Below are 22,375 nucleotides of genomic sequence, written 5' to 3' on the forward strand. Positions count from 1 at the left end.
CGCGGCGTCCCGAACCGAACCGTTGAGCAAAGCGAGCACCTTCCCCATGACCACCGCCACCACCTTCGAGGCGCTCGGCGTCTCGCCCGACCTCGTCGCGGCCCTGTCCGAGCAGGCCATCGACGAGCCCTTCCCCATCCAGACCCTCACCATCGCCGACGCCCTCGCCGGGCGTGACGTCTGCGGCAAGGCCAAGACCGGCTCCGGCAAGACCCTCGCCTTCGGGCTGCCCCTCATCGAGCGGGTGCAGCCGGCGAGCCCTCGGTGCCCGACCGGCTTGGTGCTCGTGCCCACCCGCGAGCTCGCGAACCAGGTGTTCCAGGTGCTCGAGCCCCTCGCGGCCCGGCGCGGGCACCGGGTCGCCGCCGTGTACGGCGGCGTCGGGTTCGAGGGCCAGCTCGCCGCCTTGCGCGCCGGCGTCACCATCGTCGTCGGCACCCCGGGCCGGCTCATCGACGTGCTCGAGCGCGGCGAGCTCCGGCTGAGCGCGGTGCAGGTCCTCGTCCTCGACGAGGCCGACCGCATGCTCGACATGGGGTTCCTGCCCCAGGTCCAGAAGATCCTCTACCGGCTCGAGTCGGAGCCGCAGACGATGCTGTTCTCGGCCACCCTCGACGGCGCCATCCGGCGCCTCGTCGACCGGTACATGCGAGACCCGGTGTTCCACGAGGTGGCGTCGAGCGAGCCCACCGTCGACGAGATGGAGCACCGCTTCCTCCTCGTCCACCAGATGGACAAGGCGAAGGTGACGGCGGCCATCACGCGCGGCGCCGAGCGCACCCTCGTGTTCACGCGCACGAAGCGGGGCGCCGACCGGCTGGTCTCCGACCTGCGGCGCGAGGGCGTGAAGGCGGCGCCCATCCACGGTGACCTCCGCCAGGCGATCCGCGAGCGGGCCCTCGCCGACTTCGGCGCCGGCAAGGTCCCGGTCCTCGTCGCCACCGACGTCGCCGCCCGGGGCCTCCACATCGACGGCGTCGACGTCGTGCTCCACTACGACCCCCCCGAGGACTTCAAGGCCTACCTGCACCGCTCCGGGCGCACCGCCCGCGCCGGCGAGACCGGGGTGGCGGTGACGCTGCTGCTCTGGAACCAGGAGAACGAGGTGCGCGCCGTGCGCCGCCCGCTCGGCATCACGACCCCGATCGTCGAGGTGTTCTCGAACGACCCCCGCCTCGCCGACCTGCGGTCCCTCGACGCGGCGGAGGCCAGCGTCCCGGCCTGACCGAATCGGGCCCGGCCGGCGGACCCCGCCGTGCGAGGATGGGGTCGTGGCCCGCATCTCGCGCAAGATCGGCGCGATCACCGAATCCGCCACCCTGGCCGTCGACGCCAAGGCCAAGGCGCTGCGCGCGGCGGGCGAGCCCGTCATCGGCTTCGGCGCCGGCGAGCCCGACTTCCCGACGCCGCCCCACATCGTCGACGCCGCCGTCGCCGCCTGCGCCGACCCCCGCAACCACCACTACACGCCGACGGCCGGCTTGCCCGAGCTGCGGGCCGCCGTCGCGGCCAAGACCGCCCGCGACTCCGGCCTGGTCGTCGAGCCCAGCCAGGTGCTGGTCACGAACGGCACCAAGCAGGCGGTCGCGGAGGCGTTCCAGGTCCTGCTCGACCCCGGCGACGAGGTGCTGCTGCCGGCTCCCTACTGGACGACCTACCCCGAGGCCATCGCGCTCGCGGACGGCACCCCAGTCCCGCTCCCGACCACCGAGACAACCGGCTTCCGCGTGTCCGTGGACGCGCTCGAGGCGGCCCTGACGCCGCGGACGAAGGCGCTGCTGTTCGTCTCGCCGAGCAACCCCACCGGCGTCGTCTACCCGCGCCACGAGGTCGCCGCGATCGGACGCTGGGCCGTCGAGCGCGGCCTGTGGGTGGTGACGGACGAGATCTACGAGCACCTGACCTTCGGGGAGCACCGGTTCTCGTCGATGCCGGAGGTCGTGCCCGAGCTCGTCGACCGCTGCATCGTGCTGAACGGCGTGGCGAAGACCTACGCCATGACCGGCTGGCGGGTCGGCTGGATGCTCGCGCCGCCGGACGTGGTGGCGGCGGCGACGAACCTGCAGTCGCACACGACCTCGAACGTCGCCAACGTGTCCCAGCGGGCCGCCCTCGCCGCCGTGTCCGGCGACCTGGCGGCGACGACGGCGATGCGCGACGCGTTCGAGCGGCGCGGCCGCACCATGTACGAGCTGCTGTCGGCCATCCCCGGTGTCCGCTGCCTGCCGCCGGAGGGCGCCTTCTACTGCTTCCCGTCGTTCGTCGAGCAGCTCGGACGGGAGATCGGCGGCCGCACCCCGACGACGAGCCTCGAGCTGTGCGAGCTGGCCCTCGACGAGGCGCGGGTCGCGCTCGTGCCGGGGGAGGCGTTCGGAGCGCCGGGCTACGCCCGGATGTCGTTCGCGCTCGCCGACGAGGAGCTCGTCGAGGGCGTGGAGCGCCTCACGAAGCTGCTGCGCTGACCGTCGACGCGCCGTCGCGCACGAGCCGCTCGAGGTCCCGCAGCTCTCGGCGCATGCTGGCGCGGAGGTAGGCGACGATGCCGAGGCGCAGCGGCCGGAAGTACCACGGGAGCCGGTACTGCTCGTAGTGCACGACGACGCAGGCGTCGTCGTCCACGGCCTCCACCGTGAACCCGCCCTCGATCGTCGAGCCCCTCCGGGGCCGCGGGGCGTTCCGGCTGTGGAAGCCGGAGGGGTGCAGCTCGTAGAAGAACTCGCCCCGCCACGGCACCCCGGCGAAGTGCCCGCGCACGGTGTAGGAGCCCGCGGTCGATGACGTCTTCGTCACCGTGACGGCGTCGGCCTTCACCTCGGTCCGCTCGATGTTCTGGATGTCCCAGACCGCGGCCCGGGCGCGCGCCGGCGGCACCGCCATCGTCCGCCGGCTGACGACCGTGACCCGGCTCGGCATCGCGCCTCCGACCGGTGAGCGGCTCAGTGCGGGCCCAGGGCCCGCCGCAGGGCCTCGAGGCGCCCGGGCACGATCGACCACCAGACCCACCGGCCCTGCTTCTCGCCGGTGATGAGGCCGGCGTCGGCGAGGATCCGGGTGTGGTGGCTCACCGTGGGCTGGCTCTTGCCGAGCGGCTGGAGCAGGTCGCAGGCGCAGATCTCGCCGGCGTCGGCGATGAGGCTCAGGAGCCGCAGCCGCACCGGGTCGGCGAGGGCGGCGAAGGCGCGGGCGAGGTCGCCGGCCTGGGCCTCGTCGAGCGGGGCCGCGAGCAGCGACGCGCAGCAGTCGCGGGACCCGAGGGTGGCGGCGGCCTTCGGCGCCATTAAGCCTCCCACCGTGATCGAACCCTGTGATTGACAGCTATCGATGCATTCGCGATACTCGATACATCGACGAACGGCAATCTAGCAGGAGCCCGACCCCATGTCTCGCCTACAGCTCGCCCTGAACGTCGACGACCTCGACGCCGCCGTCGAGTTCTACCGCCGGCTCTTCGCCACCGAGCCGACGAAGGTGCGGCCCGGCTACGCGAACTTCGCCGTCGCCGACCCGCCCCTGAAGCTCGTGCTCTTCGAGGGTCGAGGCGAGGCCGGGACGCTGAACCACCTCGGGGTCGAGGTCGACACGACCGACGAGGTCGCCGACGCCGAGCGGCGCCTCCGGGGCGAGGGCCTGGCCACCGCCGTGGAGGACGACGTCGCCTGCTGCTACGCCCGCCAGGACAAGGTCTGGGTCGACGACCCCGCGGGGGCGCCGTGGGAGATCTACACCGTGCTGGCGGACGTCGAGATGGCGCCGGGCCAGCTCCGGACCGCCGACCCCGCGTCGCCGGTCGCGGCGTGCGCCGACGACACTGCGTGCTGCTGACCGCCCGGCGGCTGCTGGCCGAGTTCCTCGGCACCGCCTTCCTCGTCATCGCCGTCGTCGGCTCGGGCATCGCGGCGGCCCGCCTCAGTCGAGGCGACGCGGGCCTCGAGCTGCTCGAGAACGCCGCCGCCACGGCGGCGGCGCTGGTGGCGATCATCCTCGCCCTCGGCCCGGTGTCGGGCGCGCACCTGAACCCCGTGGTCACGCTCGTCGACCGCGTCTTCGGCGGGCTCGGGACCGGTGAGGCCGCCGGGTACTGGGCCGCGCAGGTCACGGGTGGCGTGGCGGGCACGGTGCTCGCGAACCTGATGTTCAGCCTGCCCGCGGTCGAGCTCTCCCGCCACGCGCGCACCGGCGGCGGCGTCTGGCTCGCCGAGGCGGTGGCGACGTTCGGGCTCGTCCTCGTGATCTTCGGCGTGGCCCGCTCGGGCCGCGCCGGGCTGGCCCCTTTCGCCGTCGGCGCCTACATCGGCGGGGCGTACTTCTTCACCGCCTCGACGAGCTTCGCGAACCCGGCGGTGACGATCGCCCGCATGCTCTCGGACACCTTCACGGGCATCTCGCCCGCGTCGGTGCCCGGGTTCGTGGGCTTCCAGCTGATCGGTGGCGTCGCCGCGGTGGCGGCCATCCGCGTGCTCTACCCCGACGCCGCCGGGGCCGCGCCGCGCGTGGTGCTGCCGCACCCGACCGAGGAGGCCGCGTGATGACCACGGAGCGCGACGATCGAGAGCTTCAGTACCACCTCGGCGTGGTCGAGCGGAACGTCCGCCGGGAGTTCGCCGGCACCTTCTCGGACGAGACCGTCGAGCGGTTCCTCCGCGAGAGCGAGGCCGCGTTCCGCGACGCCCGCGTGCAGACGTTCGTCCCCGTGATGGTCGAGCGCTTCGCGCGGGAGCGCCTTCGCGCCCTCGCGCAGGCCGAGGGCACGGTCGCCAAGGACCGGCCCGAGGTCCTCTTCGTGTGCGTCCACAACGCCGGCCGCTCCCAGATGGCGGCCGCGCTGCTCGACGACCGGGCCAAGGGCCGGGTGCACGTGCGCTCGGCCGGCAGCGAGCCGGGGGAGTCGATCAACCCCGCCGTCGTCGGCGCGCTGGCCGAGATCGGCCTCGACGTCACGCGGGAGTTCCCGAAGCCGCTGACCGACGAGGTGGTGCGCGCCGCCGACGTGGTGATCACGATGGGGTGCGGCGACGCCTGCCCCGTCTATCCGGGCACGCGCTACCTGGACTGGGAGCTCGACGACCCGGACGGCAAGAGCCTCGAGCAGGTCCGGCCGATCCGCGACGAGATCGACCGCCGCGTCCGCGAGCTGCTCGACGAGCTGGTCGGCGAGCCGGCCTGAGCCCGCGCCCGAGCGTCGCCGGCGGAGGGCACGGCGGGCGACAACATCGTCGGTCAAACCGCCGGTCGCCGCTACCCTCGGCGGGCGTGGCCCCCCGCGTGCTCGTGACCGAGGAGCTGGCCGCGCGCGGCCTGGACGCCATGCGCGGCGCCGGGCTCGAGGTGGACGAGCGGCTCGGGCTGTCGCCCGAGGCCCTGCTCGACGCCGTGCCGGGCGCCGCCGCGCTCGTCATCCGCAGTGCCACCCGGGTCGACGAGCGCGTCCTCGAGGCCGGGACCGACCTCGTCGTCGTCGGGCGAGCCGGCATCGGCCTCGACAACGTGGACGTCGAGGCCGCGACGCGCCGGGGCGTCATGGTCGTGAACGCCCCCCAGTCGAACGTGCTCTCGGCGGCCGAGCACACCGTGGCGCTGCTGCTGGCCCAGGCCCGCAACATCCCCCAGGCCGACGCCGACCTGCGAGGCGGGGCGTGGAACCGGTCGCGCTGGGAGGGCGTCGAGCTGCACGGCAAGACGCTCGGGATCGTGGGCCTCGGGCGCGTCGGCGTCCTCGTCGCCCAGCGCGCCCACGCCTTCGGCATGCAGCTCCTCGCCTACGACCCGTTCGTAAGCAGCGACCGGGCCCGCCAGCTCGGCGTGGGCCTCGTGGCCGACCTCGACGACCTCGTCCGGCAGGCCGACTTCCTCACCATCCACCTGCCGAAGACCCCCGACACCGTCGGCCTCGTCGGCGCCGAGCTGCTCGCGCACGCCAAGCCGACCCTCCGGATCGTCAACACCGCCCGCGGCGGCATCGTCGACGAGGCCGCACTCGCCGACGCGATCCGCGACGGGCGCGTCGCCGGCGCCGCCCTCGACGTGTTCGCCATCGAGCCCACGGTCGAGTCGCCGCTCTTCGCCCTGCCGAGCGTGGTGGTGACACCCCACCTCGGGGCCTCGACCGCCGAGGCTCAGGACAAGGCGGGCCACACCATCGCCGAGCAGGTGGTGCTGGCGCTCCGGGGGGAGTTCGTGCCCTACGCCGTGAACCTGGCCGCGACCGAGGCGAACGCCACCGTGCAGCCGTTCCTGCCCCTCGCGGAGCGGCTCGGCGCCCTGTTCACGGCGCTGGCGGGCGGCGTCGTCGACACCCTCGAGGTGTCCTACGAGGGCGAGATCGCCGACTACGACTGCCGGGTGCTGACGCTGGCGGTGCTGAAGGGCGCGCTCCAGCGCGTCGTCGACGAGCCCGTCTCGTTCGTGAACGCCCCGCAGCTGGCGGCGAGCCGGGGCGTGTCGGTGCGCGAGACGACCTCGGCGTCCGCGGCCGACTACGTGAACCTCATCACCCTGCGCGGGCGGCGCGGCGACGACGCCGCGCACGTGGCGGGCACGCTGTTCGGCAAGCGGGCGGCGCCGCGGATCGTCGGCATCGACGACCACAGCGTCGACGTCCCGCCGTCGCGGTACATGCTCGTCGTTCGCAACGTCGACGAGCCCGGGCTGATCGGCACGGTCGGCACCATCCTCGGCGAGGCGCGCGTGAACATCGCCGACATGGACGTGGGCACCAACGCCGAGGGGGCGCCGGCGCTCATGGCCATCGCGACCGACACCCCGGTGCCACGCGACGTCGTCTCGCGGCTCCGGGCCGAGCCCGGGGTGCTGTCCGCCCGCGCCATCGAGCTCGACTGACCGAACGCGCCGGCGCCTCAGCGCTGGGCGCGGCGGAGCCCGTCGGCCTCGGCGGCGGTCGCGTCCTGGTAGCAGCGGTCCGGGATGGTGCGGCCGTAGCTGGCGCCACCGGGCTCGTGGAAGATCCCGCTGCGCAGCTTGGCCTTGACCGGGTGGGACGCTGGGCAGGCCTGCTCGACCGGCGCCACCCAGCGGTCGCGCCGCGCGCCGACCGCGGGCTCGGGGCGCGGCGGGGGCGGGAACGGGACGGGCTGGGGCTCCCAGCCGGCGTCGCCGAGACGCCGGTTCTGGTCGATGGCCCGCCAGAGGGCGAACGCCGCGCCGGCGAACACGCTCACCCCGATTGCACGCCAGAGGCCGCGACGCCGCATCGCCCACCATGTTCCCACGCCAACTGACTTGTAATCCGGTTCGGCGACGGTCATCATGGTGTTGATGACCGAGCAGCACTCTCCGATCTGCGACTACCAGGGCCTGCTCCTTACGTAGCGGCGAGCACACCCGTGCTCGCGGACGCCTCCTCGTGCCTTCGGGCCGAGGAGGTTTTTCGTGCGGCGAGCAACCCGAGACTGGAGCCAGCGATGAGCGACCACCTGAGGATCTTCGACACCACGCTGCGGGACGGCGAGCAGTCGCCGGGGATCTCCCTCGACGTGGCCGAGAAGCTCGAGATCGCCGAGCAGCTGGCCCGCCTCGGGGTCGACGTGGTCGAGGCCGGCTTCCCGATCGCCAGCATCGGCGACTTCGAGGCCGTGGAGGCCATCGCCAAGGGCGTGCGCGGGCCGGTGATCACGGCGCTGTCCCGCACCGGCTTCCAGGACATCGACCGGGCATGGGAGGCCGTCCGCCACGCGGAGCGGCCCCGCATCCACGTGTTCATCGCCACCTCGCCCATCCACATGGCCAAGAAGCTGCGCATGACCGAGGAGCAGGTGCAGGGCGAGGTCGTCGCCGGGGTCGCCCGGGCCCGCTCCTACTGCGCCGACGTCGAGTTCTCGCCCGAGGACGGCAGCCGCTCCGACGTGGACTTCCTGTGCGCGGTGCTCCAGCTGGCCGTCGACCAGGGCGCCACGACGCTGAACATCCCGGACACCGTCGGCTACGGCGTCCCCGAGGAGTTCGGGGGCCTGATCGCGCACGTCCTGGCGACCGTGCGCGGCGACTACGTCGTGTCGACGCACTGCCACAACGACCTGGGCCTGGCCGTCGCCAACTCGCTGGCCGGCGTCCGGGCCGGCGCCCGGCAGGTCGAATGCGCCGTCAACGGCCTCGGGGAGCGCGCCGGCAACGCCGCCCTGGAGGAGATCGTGATGGCGGTGCGGACGCGCAGCGACTACTTCGGAGGAGTCGAGACGGGCGTGCGGACCGAGGAGCTGGCCCGCACCTCGCGGGTCGTGTCGCGGCTCACCGGCTACCCGGTCCAGTACAACAAGGCCGTCGTCGGCCGGAACGCCTTCGCGCACGAGTCCGGCATCCACCAGCACGGCGTCCTCGAGGACCGCGAGACCTACGAGATCATCGACGCCTCGACCGTGGGCCAGGAGGCGGCCCAGATCGTGCTCGGGAAGCACTCGGGCCGCCACGCCTTCGCCGACACCCTCGAGAAGATGGGGCTGCGGCTGCAGGGCGACGCGCTGAACCAGGCCTTCGTCCGGTTCAAGGAGCTGGCCGACCGCAAGGTGCAGCTGACCGAAGCCGACCTCGAGGCGATCGTCGCCGAGGAGCTGGGCATCGGCGCCGTGCACCGGTACGCGATCGCCAGCCTCGACGTGCACGGCGGGACCCAGGCCACGCCCACCGCGAAGGTCGTCCTGACCGACGGGTCCGCGAAGGTCGAGGGGGAGGCCGAGGGCAACGGGATGATCGACGCCGCCATCGCCGCCATCAGCCGGGCCACCGGCGTCACCGGGACGCTCGTCGACTTCAAGGTGTCGTCGGTCACGGGCGGCGGCGACGCCCTCGGCGACGTCGTCGTCCAGCTCGCCGCCGGCGGCATCAAGGCCTCGGGGCGCGGCGTCGCGACCGACGTCGTCGAGGCCTCGGCGCGCGCCTACCTCAACGCCGTCAACAAGCTGGTGCGCCTGCAGAGCCGGGGGCCGCGTGAGCGAACGGTCGGGCCGTGACCGTCAACCTCTGGTCGGAGGCGAGCCACGCCCGCGACTACCTGGCGCGGCGCCAGTCGATCCCGCACCGCGACGAGGGCTACGCGGCGGTGCTCGAGTTCCTCCCGCCGGCGCCGCGCCGCGTCCTCGACCTCGGGACCGGCGACGGCGAGCTCCTCGCCCGCATCCGCGCCGTCCACCCCGACGCCGACGGCGTGGCGGCCGACTTCTCGGCCGAGATGCTCGAGCGAGCCCGAGCCCGGTTCGCGGCCGACCCGGCCGTGACCGTCGTCGAGCACGACCTCAACGAGGGCCTGCCCGACCCGTGGGGGACCTTCGACGTCGTCGTCTCGTCCTTCGCCATCCACCACCTCGACCACCGCCGCAAGCGCGGCCTCTACCGCGAGGTGCGAGACCGCCTCGAGCCCGGCGGCGTGTTCTGCAACCTCGAGCACGTCGACTCGGCGACGCCCGAGCTGCACGACGCCTTCCTCGTCGCGATCGGCTCCTCCCGCGCCGACGACGACCCGTCGAACCAGCTCCTCGACGTCGGGACCCAGCTGGCCTGGCTGCGCGAGCTCGGGTTCGAGCAGGTGGACTGCCACTGGAAGTGGCGGGAGCTGGCGCTGCTCGCCGGCGTCGCGCCAGGCTGAGCGGCCCGCACCGATCCACCAACCTCCGGGGGCAGCGATCCGCACCCGCGAACGGGAGCGACGAGGAACCGTGCGAACGGCCGGGCACGCGCTGCCCCTCGCCGTCGCCGTCGCCCTGCTCGCGGCCGCGATTCCCACGGGCGCCGCCGAGGCAGCTCCGAGGCCGACGGCGACCGAGATCGGCGTGTCGGCCTCCGAGCTGCGCATCGCCGTGATCGCCGACGTCGACAACCCCGCCGAGCCGGGCCTGCACCAGGCGAACGTCGACGCCGTTCGCGCGTTCGCCCGTTCGCTGAACGCGCACGGCGGGCTCGCCGGGCGCAAGGTCGTCGTGGACTTCCTCGACTCCCACCTCAGCGCCAGTGACACCCAGAACGAAATCATCCAGGCCTGCCAGCACGACTTCGCGCTGGTCGGGACGGGGGCCTCGTTCGTGAACGACACCCGCCCGCTCGTCTCGTGCCCCGACCAGCGAGGTCAGCCCACCGGCCTCCCCGACCTCAGCACCTTCGCCCTCGACGTCGGCTACGCGTGCTCGCCCGTGAGCTTCCAGATCGCGCCGTCGCCGCTGGACTGCCGCACCACCGGCCAGTCGCCGCAGCGCTACCGGGTGCAGGTCGGCCCGGCGCAGTTCTTCCTGCGGCAGCACCCGGGCCTCCACGGCCAGTACGTGCTGTCCGGCGATCTGGCGTCGGTCCGGAACGCGGCGCTGCCCCTCGTGAACGGCTGGACCCAGGCTGGGGTCCGTGCCGACGGGGACGGCACCGACTTTGTCTCGTCCCTGGCGCCTCGGAGCGCCCTGACCCCGATCGTGCAGAGCCTCGCGTCCCATCAGTCGACCTTCGTGTACGCCGGCGTTCCGGTCTCGGAGGTCGCCGCCTTGCGGGCGGAGGCCACGCTGCAAGGGCTGCGGTCGGTGAAGGTCTGGACCTGTCCGTTCTCGTGCTACGACCGGACCCTGCTCGGCGCGGGTGGCGCCGACGTCGACGGTGAGCTCGTGACGAGCACGGCGGTGCCGTTCGAGGAGGCCGGCGCGGTGCCGGCCCTGGCCCGGTACCTCCGGGCCGTCGGGCCGAGCAAGGCCACCGGCTTCGGGGTGCAGGCCTGGGTCGCCGGGCTGCTGCTCCAGCGCGTCGTGGACACCGTCACGCGGGGCGGGGGGCCGAACGCCCTGACCCGCAGCGCCTTCCTCGCCGGCCTCAAGGCCGTCCGGGGCTTCACGGCCGACGGAATCCTCGGCGCCACCGACATCGGCGACCGCCGACCGAGCGACTGCTTCCTCGTGCTGGCGGTGAGGGGCGGCCGGTTCACCCGCGCCTACCCCTCGAAGGTCGGCACCTTCGACTGCCGGCCGACGAACACGCGTACCATCACCCTGGATCTTCACTGACGACACGAGCGCACCAGGAGGTGCCGGGATGGGCCGCGTCCAGCTGGCGCTGAACGTCGAGGACCTCGACGCCGCCATCGACTTCTACTCCCGATTGTTCGGGACCGGGCCGGCCAAGGTCCGGGACGGGTACGCCAACTTCGCCATCGCCGACCCGCCGCTGAAGCTCGTCCTCGTCACCGGCTACGGGAAGCCGGGGTCGCTGAATCACCTCGGCGTCGAGGTGCCGGGCCGCGACGACGTCGACGCCGCGAAGCGGCGGCTCGCCGACGAGGGGCTCGACACGACCGTCGAGGACGAGACCGAGTGCTGCTACGCCACCCAGGACAAGGTGTGGGTGAGCGACCCCGGCGGGGCCTGGTGGGAGATCTACACCGTCCTCGCCGACTCGGACGTGTTCGATCCCCGTGACGCCGAGGCGACGTCGAGGCCGTAGAGCCGCGCCGCGTTCGTCGACACCATCGCCCGCACCTCGTCGAGGGGCAGACCTCGGAACTGGTGCTCGATGGTCAGGCGCGAGCTCGGCCAATCGCTCGTGTCGTGCGGATAGTCGGAGGACCAGCACACGTGGCCCGGGTGCAGGCGGTCGAGGTGCTCGAGCCCGACCCGGTCGACGATGAACGTGGCCCACACGTTGCGGCGGAACAGCTCGCTGGGCATCGCCTGCATGCGCTCGACCGCCTCACCCACCCAGCGGTAGCGCAGGAACATGGCGTCGAGCTGCTCGAGCGCGGTCGGGATCCAACCGATCCCGGCCTCGGCGAGGGCCACCCGGACGCCCGGGCAGCGCTCGAAGGCGCCGGAGAACAGCAGCGTGGCCGCCAGCTCGATGGCGTGGGCGCCGGCCTTCGCGGCGCCGGCCACGGCGAGGAACGACAGCGCCCGCGTGTCCGGCCAACGGGACACGCGAGGCGCCACGAAGCTGCCGATGTGCACCGCGGCCGGGAGCCCGGACGCCTCCACCGCCCCCCAGAAGCGCTCGTCGTCCGGCTCGGGGTCGCGGCTGCCGTTCGGGAAGCAGGACAGGAGGAACCCGCGGTGGCCGAGGGCCAGGGCGACCTCCAGCTCGGCGAGGGCGTCGTCCACGCCCGTGGTCGGCATGACCGCGAGCCCGGAGAGGCGGCCGCCGGTGTCGCGGCAGAACTCGGCCAGCCACTCGTTGTACGCCCGGACGCAGCAGCGCTGGAGGTCGCGCTCGTGGGCGCAGACGCGGGCGCCTTCGAGCGTCACCGACGGGTAGAGCACCTGGCGGTCGACGCCGTCGGCGTCGAGGTCGGCGAGACGGGCCTTGGCGTCGTAGCTGCCCGGCCGCATGTCCGAGTAGCGGCCGCCGTCGGCGCGGAACTGCACGACGCTGAGCCCGGCGGTGGCGCTGAGCCCGACCGGCCGGGTGGCGGCGCCGTCGTCGAACACCCACCGGTCGCCGCCGTGGTCGTCGCGGACAACGCGTGGTGCCCGGTCCCGCCACTGCGGCGGGACGCGGTCCTGCCACAGGTCCGGCGGCTCGTTGACGTGGGCGTCGGCGTCGACGATCGGGACGTCGAGGTCGGCGATCGAGCGGAACGTGCGCTCCACGGCGGGCGACGCGGGTCTCAGGCCTTCGCGGCGACGAGCAGCGAGTAGCCGGCGATCCCCTCGCGCACGGCCCGCTCGGCCGCGGCCACCCGGTCGAGCGCGGCGTCGAAGTCGACGCCGTCGAGGGCCGCGACCTTGGCCAGGCGGAAGGCCCGCAGGCGGCCGTCGATCTGGCTGATCATCTCGGCCAGGGCATCGTCGTGGGCCTCGGTGCGGGTCACGGTGAGGCCGGCGCGGTCGAGCAGCGCCACGTAGTCGGCCACGGGCCGGGCGTCGGCCATGCAGGCGACCCACCCCGCCAGGCTCTGCAGCTCGGCGTCGAGCCGGGCCGGGTCGAGGGCCACGTCGGTGATCCCGACCCGGCCCCCCGGCCTCAGCACCCGTGCCATCTCGGCGGCGGCGGTGGGCTTGTCGGGGAAGGTGCAGAAGGCGCACTCGCAGACGACGGCGTCGACCGAGGCGTCGGGCAGCGGGATGCGCTCGGCGTCGCCGACGTGGAACCGCACCTGCTCGGCCACGCCCCGCTCGGCGGCCAGGGCGCTGGCGCGCGCCACCGCCTCGACGCCGAGGTCGACCCCGTCGACGGCGACGCCGAACTCGGCCGCCAGCAGGAAGGCGGTGGCGCCCGGTCCGCTGGCGACGTCGAGGACGCGCTGCCCGGCGCGCAGGTCGAGGGCCTGCCCGAGCCGCCGGGTGAGGGCCAGGCCGCCGGGGTGGTAGCTCTCGCCGAGCATCAGCGCCACCGCGTCGTGCTGGTAGGCGGCGGCGCAACAGACCTTGACGTCGGCTGCGGTCGGGCCGGAGGCGGTCACCGCAGGGCCCGGCCGACGTTCGTCGCGTTCGCCGGGACGTGCCCGTCGCCGTCGGCCTCGTGGGTCTTCGAGCCGTACCGGGTCGTGAGCAGCACCGGCTGCAGGTCCGTCGCGTTCGGCACGATGGTCGGCACCGACACGCCGCTCAGCTGCTCGCGGACCTCCTCCCGGTAGCCGACCGAGTTGTAGGCGCAGAAGGGGATCAGCCGCCCGTCGGGGGTGATCTCCTCGACGCAGCACTTCATGAGCTGCTTGACGTTCAGCGTGTACGGGTCCTGGAAGTCCTGGATCACGATCATGAACGCCGAGTCGGTGAGCGTCTTCAGCGCCTCGGGCAGGTCGATCCCGCACACCGCGCACTCGAGCTGCTCCTGGGTCATCTCGGTGCCGGGCGTGGCGGTGGCGCTCCAGAGCTTCTCGAGGGCGTGGCGGATGTCCATGTCCGGCATGACGCGGTTGCTGACGTAGTCGAGGTAGTCCTCGATCTTGATCAGGCGCGGGATCGGCACCACGTTCTCGCCGTCGATGAGCAGGTAGGTGATGCTCCGACAGGTGGGGAAGCAGCACGGCACCGGGAAGAAGTCCGAGACCCGGAACCACTCCGGCACCTGGTCCGCGAGGCCGTGGACGATCTCCGCGTTCGTGAGCCGCTGCATCGGGTCGAACTCGATGTGGCGGCCGGAGTGGGTCACGGGCTGGAACGCCACCGAGCGGACGGCGGGGTGCTGGATCCCGAAGCGGACGATGTCGCCGAGCTCGTGCTCGTTCAGGCCCTGCTCGATCGCGGCGACGAGGGTCACCGTGAGCCCGGCCTCGGCACAGTGGTCGAGGGCGGCCTGCTTGGCCCGGCGGAGGTCGCGGCCGCGGATCTCGAGGTGGGTGCGCTCGTTGAAGCCGTCGAACTGCAGGTAGATGTTCGGCTTGCGGTCGAAGCTGGCGAGCGCCTCGACGAAGCGCCGGTCGTGGGCGAGCTTGATCCCGTTCGTGTTCAGGTTGACCGTGCGCACGCCCTTGTCCATCGCCAGCTGGATGAAGTCGAGGATCAGGGGGTGGATCGTGGGCTCCCCGCCGGAGTACATGACGACCTCGGGCTCGCCCTCGGAGGCGACGAAGGCGTCGAGGGCGGTGGCGCACTGCTCCATCGTGAGCGAGAACCCGTCGGGCTGGTGGCCCGAGTCGGCGAAGCAGATCGGGCAGTCGAGGTTGCAGTTGGTGTTGACCTCGATGATCCCGAGGCAGGCGTGCTGCTTGTGGTCCGGGCAGAGCCCGCAGTCGAGGGGGCACCCGTCGACGACCTCGGTCTGGGTCTCGAGCGGCATCGTGCCCGGCTTGTTGAAGCGCAGCGAGTCGAAGTACATCTGCGCGTCGCCGTAGAGGAGCGCCTCGAACTGCCCGTGCTCCTTGCAGCGCTTCCGCATGAAGACGCGGTTGTCCTTGACGTTGACCTCGGCGTCGACGACGGTCTTGCAGACCGGGCAGATGCTCTTCGTGTACTCGAGGAACACCTCGTCGCGGTCGACCTTCTGCCGCGGCGAATTCGTGATCGTCATGTGGACCGCCCTCCCAGACCCGGCTCCCCGGCTCCCGTACCTTATTGATGTCTTCGCCGCCACGGCTGGCTCCGGATGCCTCGGCCCTCCGAGCGGGCTCGGGGTCGGGGCTTCAGAGCGGCCCTCACGGTGCCGATGCTTCGGCCTGGGCCGTGCGACCACGGGAGGACGGGCCTTGAAGGTGCTGGCGGTCGGGGCCCACCCCGACGACGTGGAGCTCGGCTGCGGGGCCACGCTGCTCCGGCACGTCGCCACCGGCGACGAGGTCACGATCCTCGTCCTGACGACGGGCCAGCGGGGCCGGGTCGAGGGCTTGAGCCGACGGGCCGAGCAGGAGGAGGCCGCCCGCCGCCTCGGTGTCGGCCTGCGCTGGGCCACGTTCCAGGACGGGTCGGTGCCCGACGGGCCCGAGACGGTCACCGTGATCGACGAGGCCCTCGCGGCCACGAGGGCCGAGGTCCTCTACACCCACGCCTCCCGGGACACCCACCAGGACCACCGGGCGACGGCGACCGCGAGCCTGGCGGCGGCCCGACGGCTGGCCACGATCCTCCAGTACGAGACGCCGTCCACCCAGGCGTTCGAGCCCACGATCTACGTGGACGTGGCCGGCACGGTCGAGGAGAAGCTGGCGACCCTGCGCTCCCACCTGTCCCAGGTGCTGCGCCAGGGGCCGGTCGACCTCGAGGCGATCGAGGCCCAGGCCCGGTTCCGGGGCTTCCAGGGCCGGGTCCGCTACGCCGAGGCCTTCGAGCCGGCTCGGCTGGTCTGGAACCTCGCCCAGCCGGCCGCCGGCGCGGCGGTGCTGCCGTTCGCGGTCGCCGCTACCGGCTGACGCTCGGCAGCCAGCCCGGCCGTCGGGCCTCGTGGGCGGCGATCTCGCCGTCGTGCCCGAGCGTCAGTGCGATGTCGTCGAGACCGTGCAGCAGCCGGTGGTGGGTGTGGTCGTCGAGCTCGAACGGCTCGTCGAGGTCGAGGGCGGGGACTGCCACCCGCCGATCGACGACGTCCACCACCACCTCGAGGGTCGGGTCGTCGTCGAGGGCGTCGAGCATGCGGCGGACCACCGGCTCGGGGAGGACGACCGGCACCAGGCCGCCCTTCAGCGCGTTCGTCCGGAAGATGTCGCCGAACCGGGGCGAGATGACCGCCTCGAAGCCGTAGTCCTGGAGCGCCCAGACCGCGTGCTCCCGGGACGAGCCGGTCCCGAAGTTCGGGCCCGCCACGAGGACGCGGACGTCGTCGTGCTGGAAGTGGGCCCGGTTCAGCACGAAGTCGCTGCTCTCTCGCCACTCCGAGAACAGGCCCTCGCCGAAGCCCGTGCGCTCGACCCGCTTCAGCCAGTCGCTCGGGATGATCTGGTCGGTGTCGACGTCGGACCGGTCGAGCGGCACCGCCCGGCCGACGATCTCGCGGACGGGGTCCACTGCTACACCAGCTCGTCGGGGGCCGCGAAGTGGCCCGCGACCGCGGGCGCGGGCGCCACCGCCGGCGACACCAGGTGGGTCCGGCCGCCCTTGCCCTGGCGGCCCTCGAAGTTCCGGTTCGACGTCGAGGCGCAGCGCTCGCCCGGCTCGAGCTTGTCGGGGTTCATGGCCAGGCACATCGAGCAGCCGGGCTCCCGCCACTCGAAGCCGGCGGCCCGGAACACCCGGTCGAGCCCTTCCGCCTCCGCCTCGGCCTTGACCCGCTGGGACCCCGGCACGACGAGGGCCCGCAGCCCGTCGCGCACGGATCGGCCGTCCAGCACCCGGGCCGCCGAGCGCAGGTCCTCGAGACGGGCGTTCGTGCAGGAGCCGATGAACACGGTGTCGACGGCGATGTCGCGGATCGGGGTCCCTGGCTCCAGCCCCATGTAGCGCAGCGCCAGGCGGGCGGCGTCGCGCTGGTGCGGCTCGGTGAAGGAGTCCGGGTCCGGGACGGCGTCGTCGATGGTCACGGTCTGGCCCGGGTTCGTGCCCCACGACACCGCCGGGCGCAGCCGGGCCGCGTCGAGGCTGACCTCGTGGTCGAAGGTGGCGTCGGCGTCGGTCGCCAGCGTCTGCCACTCGTCGAGGGCTCGCTCCCACGCCGCGCCGCGGGGCGCGAAGGGCCGACCCTCGAGGTACGAGAAGGTGGTGGCGTCGGGCGCGACCATGCCGGCGCGGGCGCCGGCCTCGATCGACATGTTGCACACGGTCATGCGGCCCTCCATCGAGAGGCCGCGGATCGCCGACCCCCGGTACTCGATGATCGAGCCGATGCCGCCGCCGGTGCCGACCCGGGCGATGATCGACAGGACCACGTCCTTGGCCGTCACGCCGGCCGGCAGGTCCCCGTCGACGGTGACCGCCATCGTCCCGGGGCGGCTCTGGGGCAGGGTCTGGGTCGCCAGCACGTGCTCGACCTCGCTGGTGCCGATCCCGACGGCGAGGGCCCCGAAGGCGCCGTGGGTCGACGTGTGGCTGTCCCCGCACACGATCGTCATGCCGGGCAGGGTCAGGCCCTGCTCGGGCCCGATGATGTGCACGATCCCCTGGCCGGGGTCGCCCCGGCCGTAGAGGCGAACCCCGAACTCGTCGCAGTTGCGGGCCAGCACCTCGATCTGGCGGGCCGAGACGGGGTCGGCGATGGGCCGGTCCACGTCCGTGGTCGGCACGTTGTGGTCCATCGTCGCCACGGTCAGGTCCGGTCGGCGAACCCCACGGCCGTGGAGGCGCAGCCCGTCGAAGGCCTGGGGCGAGGTCACCTCGTGGATGAGGTGCAGGTCGATGTAGAGGAGGTCGGGCTCGCCGGGCGCGGCGCGGACCACGTGGCGGTCCCAAACCTTCTCCGACAGCGTGGCCATGGGCCCTCCCGGCGCCCCAGTCTGCCAGCCCCGATTCCGGCCGGCCCCGGAGATCGCCAGCGACCCCTTCACCGGGGCGAAACCAAACCGAAACACGCCCTGCCTACCGTGACGGCCGACATGGACGACGTCGCCCTCGTCCGATGGCCCGACGACGCCGGCCGGCTGGAGGCCCTGCGCGCCGCTCGGTCACCACGGCTGCTGCTCGTGGGCTCGGGCGTCACGCCGCCGGTGGTCCGCGACCCGCTCGAGGACTGGGTGCGGCTGCCCGCCGACGACTCCGAGTTGGGGGCTCGGCTCGAGACGCTGCGGGCCCGAGGCGGAGCGGGCGCCGCCGTCCCCGAGGTCGACGGCGACGGGCTGCTCCACTACCGGGACCGCTGGGTCGCGCTGTCACCGGTCGAGCGGTCGCTCGCCGTTGCCCTCACCGAGCGGTTCGGCGCCGTGGTCGGGCGAGACGCGCTGGCCCGGCGGGCGTGGCCGGACGGGACCCCGACCCGGAACGCCCTCGACGTGCACGTCCTTCGCTTCCGCCGCCGCATCGCCCCGCTCGGGCTCGAGCTGCGCACCGTCCGCGCCCGCGGCTACCTCCTCCAAGGCGCGCTCGGCACCGGAGCCGCCTGAGGGCCGAGCCCCTCGGACCGGCGTCGGCCGCGCCGCGCGACGCTGGCGCCGTGAGGCTGGGCGTCGACACCGGGGGGACGTTCACCGACCTGGTCGCCGAGGACGGGCGAGTGGTGAAGGTGTCCTCCACCCCCGACGCCCCCGCCCGCGCCGTGCGCGACGCCGTCGGCCGGGTGGCGCGGCGTCCGGCGCTGCTGGCCCACGGGACCACCGTGGCCACGAACGCGCTGCTCGAGCGCCGGGGCGGCACCGTGGCGCTCGTCACGACGCGGGGCTTCGCCGACGTGGTGGAGATCGCGCGCCAGACCCGCCCGTCGCTCTACGACCCGCACGTGGACCGCCCGCCGCCGCTCGTGGACCGTCCGCTGCGCCTCGAGGTCGACGGTCGCCTCGACGGCCGGGGCCGGGAGCTGGTGCCGCTCGACGCGGCCGGCGTGCCGACCGTGCCCGACGGGGTCGACGCCGTGGCCGTCAGCCTCCTCCACGCCGACCTCGACCCCACCCACGAGCGGGCCGTGGCCGCGGTGCTGCGCGAGCGGGGCCTCGACGTCACCTGCTCGCACGAGGTGTCGCCCGAGTTCCGCGAGTACGAACGGACGGTGACGACCGTCGCCAACGCGCTGCTGCGGCCGGTCTGCCGCGACTACCTCCGCGCGCTGACCGACCTCGCCGACGAGGTGCTGATCATGACCTCGGCGGGCGGGCTCCTCCCCGCCGCCGAGGGCGCGGAGCTGCCGGCGGCGCTCCTCCTCTCCGGTCCGGCCGGCGGCGTCGGGGCGGCCGCCGCCGTCGCGGCCGCGTGCGGCTACCCGGACGCCGTCTCCTTCGACATGGGCGGCACGAGCACCGACGTCTGCCTCGTCCAGCGCGGGGTGCCGGCGCCCGCGCCGAGCCGGCTGGTCGCGGGCTACCCGATCCGCCTGCCCGCGCTCGACGTCCACACCATCGGCGCCGGGGGCGGGTCCGTCGCGCGGCTCGACGCCGGCGGCGCGCTCGTCGTCGGTCCCCGCAGCGCCGGCGCGGTCCCCGGCCCGGCGTGCTACGGCCGGGGCGGGCGCGAGCCGACCGTCACCGACGCCGACCTCGCCCTCGGCCGCATCGACCCCGACGCCACGTTCCCCGACCTCGGGCGCCTCGACGCCAAGCGCGCCCGCGCCGCCCTCGACGGCGCCGGCGTGGCAGCCGCGGGCGTCCTCGCGGTCGTCGACACCGCGATGGAGGAGGCGGTGCGAGCCGTGACCGTCGCGCGCGGCGTCGACCCGCGCCAGCTGGCGCTCGTGGCCTTCGGCGGCGCAGGGCCGCTGCACGGCTGCGCCGTCGCCGACGCGCTCGGCATGCCCGTGGTCGTCGTGCCGCCCCGCGCCGGCGCCCTGTCGGCGGTCGGGCTGCTGGCGTCGCCCCGGCGCCGAGAGCTCGTCCGCAGCTGGCCGACGCCGGCCGACCCCCGAGGCGTGGACGCCGCGCTCCGGGCGCTCGGGGCCGAGGCGGCCGCGCTCGTCGGCGCGGGCGCCGCGGTCGAGACCGCCCTCGACTGCCGCTACGAGGCCCAGAGCCACGAGCTGACCGTCCCGAGCGTGGCCGCCTTCCCCGCCGAGCACGAGCGTCGCAACGGGTACGTCCGCCCGGGCATCCCGGTCGAAGTCGTGGCTCTCCGGGCGCGCGCGACCCGCGCCGCCCCGCTCCGCGTCGAGGAGCTGCCGCCGGTCGAGCGATCGCAGGTCTGCGGACCGCAGGTGGTCGCCGAGGCCGACTGCACGGTGTGGGTGCCCGACGGGTGGCTGGCGACGCCGGGTCCCCTCGGCGCCTGGCTGCTCCGCCGCCGTGGTGGCGCCCGATGACGCTCGACCCCGCGGCGCTGCAGGTGCTGGTGGCCCGGCTCACCGGCGTCGCCGAGGAGATGGGCACGGTCCTGCGCCGGGCCGCGTCGAGCCCGAACATCAAGGAGCGGGCCGACTGCTCCGCCGCGCTCTTCACCGCGGTCGGCGAGCTCCTCGTGCAGGCCGAGCACATCCCCGTGCACCTGGGGTCGATGCCGGCGGCGGTCCGCGCCGCGGTGGCGGCGGCCGGCCCCGAGGTCGACCCCGACGCGCAGTGGGTGCTGAACGACCCGTTCGCCGGCGGGACGCACCTCAACGACGTCACCCTCGTGGCGCCGGTGCACGTCGACGGGGCGCTCGTGGGCTGGGCCGCCAACCGGGCCCATCACGCCGACCTCGGCGGCATCGCCCCCGGCTCGATGCCACCCGACGCGCTGGAGATCTACCAGGAGGGGCTGCGGGTGCCGCCGGTGCGGCTCACCGACGACACGGCCGAGCTCATCGTGGCGAGCTCCCGCGCCCCCGAAGAGCGGCGCGGCGACCTGGCGGCGCAGCGCGGCGCCAACGCCCTCGGCGTCGCGCGGCTCGGCGCCATCGTCGCCGGCCTCGGCGCCACCGCCCCGCTCGCCGAGATCCTCGACTACGGGGAGCGTCGCATGCGGGCCGCGCTCGAGGCGCTGCCGGACGGCACCTGGCGGTTCGAGGACGTGCTCGACTCGGCCGGCCCTCGACCGGAGCAGCAGCGCCCGACGCGCGTCGTCGTGACGCTCCGTCTCGACGGCGACACGGCGACGTTCGACTTCACCGGGACCGACGCGCAGCGCCCCGGCAACGTCAACGCGGTCGAGGCGGTGACGGTCAGCGCCGTCGCCTACGCGCTGCGCGTCGCGACCGACCCGAGCCTGCCGGCCAACGGCGGGACGACCCGGCCGCTCCGCGTCATCGCCCCACCCGGGTCCGTGGTCGCGGCCCAGCCCCCGGTGGCGGTCGGCGCCGGCAACGTCGAGGTGAGCCAGCGCGTGGCCGACGTGTGCCTCGGCGCGCTGGCTGGGGCGGCACCGGCGCGCATCGGCGCCGCCGGTCAGGGAACCATGAACAACGTGCTGCTCGGCGGCTCGGGCTGGGTGTACTACGAGACCATCGGCGGCGGGCAGGGGGCACGGCCGTGGGCCGACGGGATGAGCGGCGTGCACACCGCCATGACGAACACCCGGGACACGCCCGTCGAGGCCCTCGAGCGGTCCCTGCCGCTGCGCGTTCGCCGCTACGCGCTGCGCCGGGGGACCGGCGGCGGTGGCGCGCACCGGGGCGGCGACGGCATCGAGCGCGAGCTCGAGATGCTCGAGGACACGACCGCGTCGCTCGTCACCGAGCGACGAACCAGCGCCCCGTGGGGCCTCGCCGGCGGCGCGCCCGGCGCGGTGGGGGAGAACTGGCTGCTGCCGGGCGGCGACGACCGCCGCGCCCGAGCGCTGCCCGACAAGGTGACGGTGGCCCTGAGCGAGGGTGACGTGCTGCGGATCCGCACCCCGGGCGGCGGCGGCTACGGCGCACCCTGATCCACCATCAGGTCCAGCCGGGCGGAATAGGTCTGGTCAGCGGGCCGATGGCGCCGACGTGGCGGGCCGATCGACGTCATCTACTGGCCGGGTGGTCCCGCGGGTGGGTCGGTCGCTTGGATCGGGATCGCCGAGTAGGCCGACACCGCGGTACCGAATCCACCCGCCGCGGGGGGTCCGGTCGCCGCGTCCGACGTGGTCGGTTGGTTGACAGTGCGCATGGCCCAGCTCACGAGGGCGGCGCCGATGGTCGCGAGGGTTGCCCCCGCTCCGACGGCCCACGCGTTGACGCCGCCAGAAGCGTCGGACTGCGTCGGCGCGCGTGACGGCGCCGCGGGCGCGACGGTGGTCGGCGGCGGAGCGGCCGTCGGGGCTGGTTGCTGCCCGGCCCCGGGCGCAATAAACGGCTCGCCGCCGCCGCCCGAGCCGGGCTGTCCCTGGTTCGGGACGACCCTGGCTCCCGGGGACGGCGGGTTCCGAGGGGCGGGCGGTGATGGTTGCGTGCTGGGCGGCGTGCTGCAGCCCGCGCCCGTCGACGTGTCGCAGGCGCTGGCGACGCCGCTGACCGACCACAGCGCATAGCCGAAGCCACAGGCCACCAGCGCGCCGAGGCCGTACCCGACGACCCT

General features: G+C 74.1%; 22 protein-coding genes. 14 read left to right on the plus strand and 8 right to left on the minus strand.

The genetic code is table 11. From position 1 onward, the window contains the following. The first annotated feature begins 46 nt into the window (after positions 1 to 46). Positions 47 to 1,225 carry a DEAD/DEAH box helicase gene (locus VG869_17205; GenBank protein HEV3452925.1) on the plus strand — a complete coding sequence of 393 codons (1,179 nt, stop codon included), beginning with the start codon at positions 47 to 49 and terminating at the stop codon, positions 1,223 to 1,225. Positions 1,226 to 1,271: 46 nt separating this feature from the next. Beyond that, positions 1,272 to 2,462 carry a pyridoxal phosphate-dependent aminotransferase gene (locus VG869_17210; GenBank protein ID HEV3452926.1) on the plus strand — a complete coding sequence of 397 codons (1,191 nt, stop codon included), beginning with the start codon at positions 1,272 to 1,274 and terminating at the stop codon, positions 2,460 to 2,462. Here the strand turns inward: VG869_17210 and VG869_17215 are convergent. Beyond that, positions 2,443 to 2,913 carry a hypothetical protein gene (locus VG869_17215; protein HEV3452927.1) on the minus strand — a complete coding sequence of 157 codons (471 nt, stop codon included), beginning with the start codon at positions 2,911 to 2,913 and terminating at the stop codon, positions 2,443 to 2,445. The two genes, VG869_17210 and VG869_17215, sit on opposite strands and share 20 nt — an antisense overlap. A gap of 23 nt (positions 2,914 to 2,936) precedes the next feature. Continuing rightward, positions 2,937 to 3,278 (minus strand): metalloregulator ArsR/SmtB family transcription factor, encoded by a 342-nt coding sequence (locus tag VG869_17220; protein HEV3452928.1) that lies wholly within the window; start codon positions 3,276 to 3,278, stop codon positions 2,937 to 2,939. A gap of 100 nt (positions 3,279 to 3,378) precedes the next feature. Between VG869_17220 and VG869_17225 the strand changes: the two genes are divergently transcribed. From VG869_17225 to serA, 4 genes are all read left to right on the plus strand, one after another. Beyond that, positions 3,379 to 3,822: an ArsI/CadI family heavy metal resistance metalloenzyme gene (locus tag VG869_17225; GenBank protein HEV3452929.1), complete on the plus strand. Its 444-nt coding sequence runs from the start codon at positions 3,379 to 3,381 to the stop codon at positions 3,820 to 3,822. Then, positions 3,813 to 4,526, plus strand: coding sequence for an MIP/aquaporin family protein (locus VG869_17230; protein HEV3452930.1), 714 nt, complete (start codon positions 3,813 to 3,815; stop codon positions 4,524 to 4,526). Before VG869_17225 ends, VG869_17230 begins: the two co-directional genes overlap by 10 nt. Continuing rightward, positions 4,526 to 5,164: an arsenate reductase ArsC gene (locus tag VG869_17235; GenBank protein HEV3452931.1), complete on the plus strand. Its 639-nt coding sequence runs from the start codon at positions 4,526 to 4,528 to the stop codon at positions 5,162 to 5,164. The genes VG869_17230 and VG869_17235 overlap by 1 nt, the downstream gene beginning before the upstream one ends. Positions 5,165 to 5,250: 86 nt before the next feature. Next, positions 5,251 to 6,837 carry a phosphoglycerate dehydrogenase gene (gene serA / locus VG869_17240; GenBank protein ID HEV3452932.1) on the plus strand — a complete coding sequence of 529 codons (1,587 nt, stop codon included), beginning with the start codon at positions 5,251 to 5,253 and terminating at the stop codon, positions 6,835 to 6,837. A gap of 17 nt (positions 6,838 to 6,854) precedes the next feature. Here serA and VG869_17245 read toward each other — a convergent pair whose 3' ends face one another. Next, positions 6,855 to 7,175, minus strand: a complete 321-nt coding sequence (locus VG869_17245) for a hypothetical protein (GenBank protein ID HEV3452933.1) — start codon at positions 7,173 to 7,175, stop codon at positions 6,855 to 6,857. Between the two features lie 243 nt (positions 7,176 to 7,418). Here VG869_17245 and VG869_17250 point away from each other — a divergent pair, with 243 nt between their 5' ends. The 4 genes from VG869_17250 to VG869_17265 all read left to right on the plus strand — a co-directional run bounded on the left by VG869_17250 (position 7,419) and on the right by VG869_17265 (position 11,418). Next, on the plus strand, positions 7,419 to 8,960 hold the full coding sequence (locus VG869_17250) for a 2-isopropylmalate synthase (GenBank protein HEV3452934.1): 1,542 nt from the start codon (positions 7,419 to 7,421) through the stop codon (positions 8,958 to 8,960). Further along, entirely contained in the window at positions 8,957 to 9,592 is a 636-nt protein-coding gene (locus tag VG869_17255; GenBank protein ID HEV3452935.1) for a class I SAM-dependent methyltransferase, read from the plus strand. Before VG869_17250 ends, VG869_17255 begins: the two co-directional genes overlap by 4 nt. 70 nt (positions 9,593 to 9,662) lie before the next feature. After that, complete coding sequence (locus VG869_17260; protein HEV3452936.1) at positions 9,663 to 10,982, plus strand: ABC transporter substrate-binding protein; 1,320 nt, start codon at positions 9,663 to 9,665, stop codon at positions 10,980 to 10,982. A gap of 28 nt (positions 10,983 to 11,010) precedes the next feature. Continuing rightward, positions 11,011 to 11,418, plus strand: a complete 408-nt coding sequence (locus VG869_17265; protein HEV3452937.1) for an ArsI/CadI family heavy metal resistance metalloenzyme — start codon at positions 11,011 to 11,013, stop codon at positions 11,416 to 11,418. On the opposite strand, the gene VG869_17270 is transcribed toward VG869_17265, so the two are convergent. From VG869_17270 to VG869_17280, 3 genes are read right to left on the minus strand one after another with little or no spacing between them, the layout of a single operon-like run. Beyond that, positions 11,352 to 12,557: an amidohydrolase family protein gene (locus tag VG869_17270; protein ID HEV3452938.1), complete on the minus strand. Its 1,206-nt coding sequence runs from the start codon at positions 12,555 to 12,557 to the stop codon at positions 11,352 to 11,354. The genes VG869_17265 and VG869_17270 overlap by 67 nt on opposite strands. 17 nt (positions 12,558 to 12,574) lie before the next feature. Continuing rightward, the gene (locus tag VG869_17275; GenBank protein ID HEV3452939.1) at positions 12,575 to 13,369 is read right to left on the minus strand and encodes a methyltransferase domain-containing protein; all 795 of its coding nucleotides are present in this window, start codon (positions 13,367 to 13,369) and stop codon (positions 12,575 to 12,577) included. After that, complete coding sequence (locus VG869_17280; GenBank protein HEV3452940.1) at positions 13,366 to 14,919, minus strand: radical SAM protein; 1,554 nt, start codon at positions 14,917 to 14,919, stop codon at positions 13,366 to 13,368. The genes VG869_17275 and VG869_17280 overlap by 4 nt, the downstream gene beginning before the upstream one ends. Before the next feature lie 181 nt (positions 14,920 to 15,100). Between VG869_17280 and VG869_17285 the strand changes: the two genes are divergently transcribed. Continuing rightward, complete coding sequence (locus tag VG869_17285) at positions 15,101 to 15,754, plus strand: PIG-L family deacetylase (GenBank protein HEV3452941.1); 654 nt, start codon at positions 15,101 to 15,103, stop codon at positions 15,752 to 15,754. Here the strand turns inward: VG869_17285 and leuD are convergent. After that, complete coding sequence (gene leuD / locus VG869_17290) at positions 15,744 to 16,346, minus strand: 3-isopropylmalate dehydratase small subunit (GenBank protein HEV3452942.1); 603 nt, start codon at positions 16,344 to 16,346, stop codon at positions 15,744 to 15,746. The genes VG869_17285 and leuD overlap by 11 nt on opposite strands. Positions 16,347 to 16,348: 2 nt before the next feature. After that, positions 16,349 to 17,746, minus strand: coding sequence for a 3-isopropylmalate dehydratase large subunit (gene leuC / locus VG869_17295; GenBank protein HEV3452943.1), 1,398 nt, complete (start codon positions 17,744 to 17,746; stop codon positions 16,349 to 16,351). Positions 17,747 to 17,866: 120 nt separating this feature from the next. Between leuC and VG869_17300 the strand changes: the two genes are divergently transcribed. From VG869_17300 to VG869_17310, 3 genes are read left to right on the plus strand one after another with little or no spacing between them, the layout of a single operon-like run. After that, positions 17,867 to 18,370 carry a winged helix-turn-helix domain-containing protein gene (locus VG869_17300; protein HEV3452944.1) on the plus strand — a complete coding sequence of 168 codons (504 nt, stop codon included), beginning with the start codon at positions 17,867 to 17,869 and terminating at the stop codon, positions 18,368 to 18,370. A gap of 50 nt (positions 18,371 to 18,420) precedes the next feature. After that, entirely contained in the window at positions 18,421 to 20,208 is a 1,788-nt protein-coding gene (locus VG869_17305) for a hydantoinase/oxoprolinase family protein (protein HEV3452945.1), read from the plus strand. Beyond that, on the plus strand, positions 20,205 to 21,746 hold the full coding sequence (locus tag VG869_17310; GenBank protein HEV3452946.1) for a hydantoinase B/oxoprolinase family protein: 1,542 nt from the start codon (positions 20,205 to 20,207) through the stop codon (positions 21,744 to 21,746). The genes VG869_17305 and VG869_17310 overlap by 4 nt, the downstream gene beginning before the upstream one ends. The last annotated feature ends 629 nt before the right edge of the window (positions 21,747 to 22,375 follow it).

The sequence above is a fragment of the Acidimicrobiia bacterium genome (assembly GCA_035948415.1).
GTDB lineage: Bacteria > Actinomycetota > Acidimicrobiia > IMCC26256 > PALSA-555 > PALSA-555.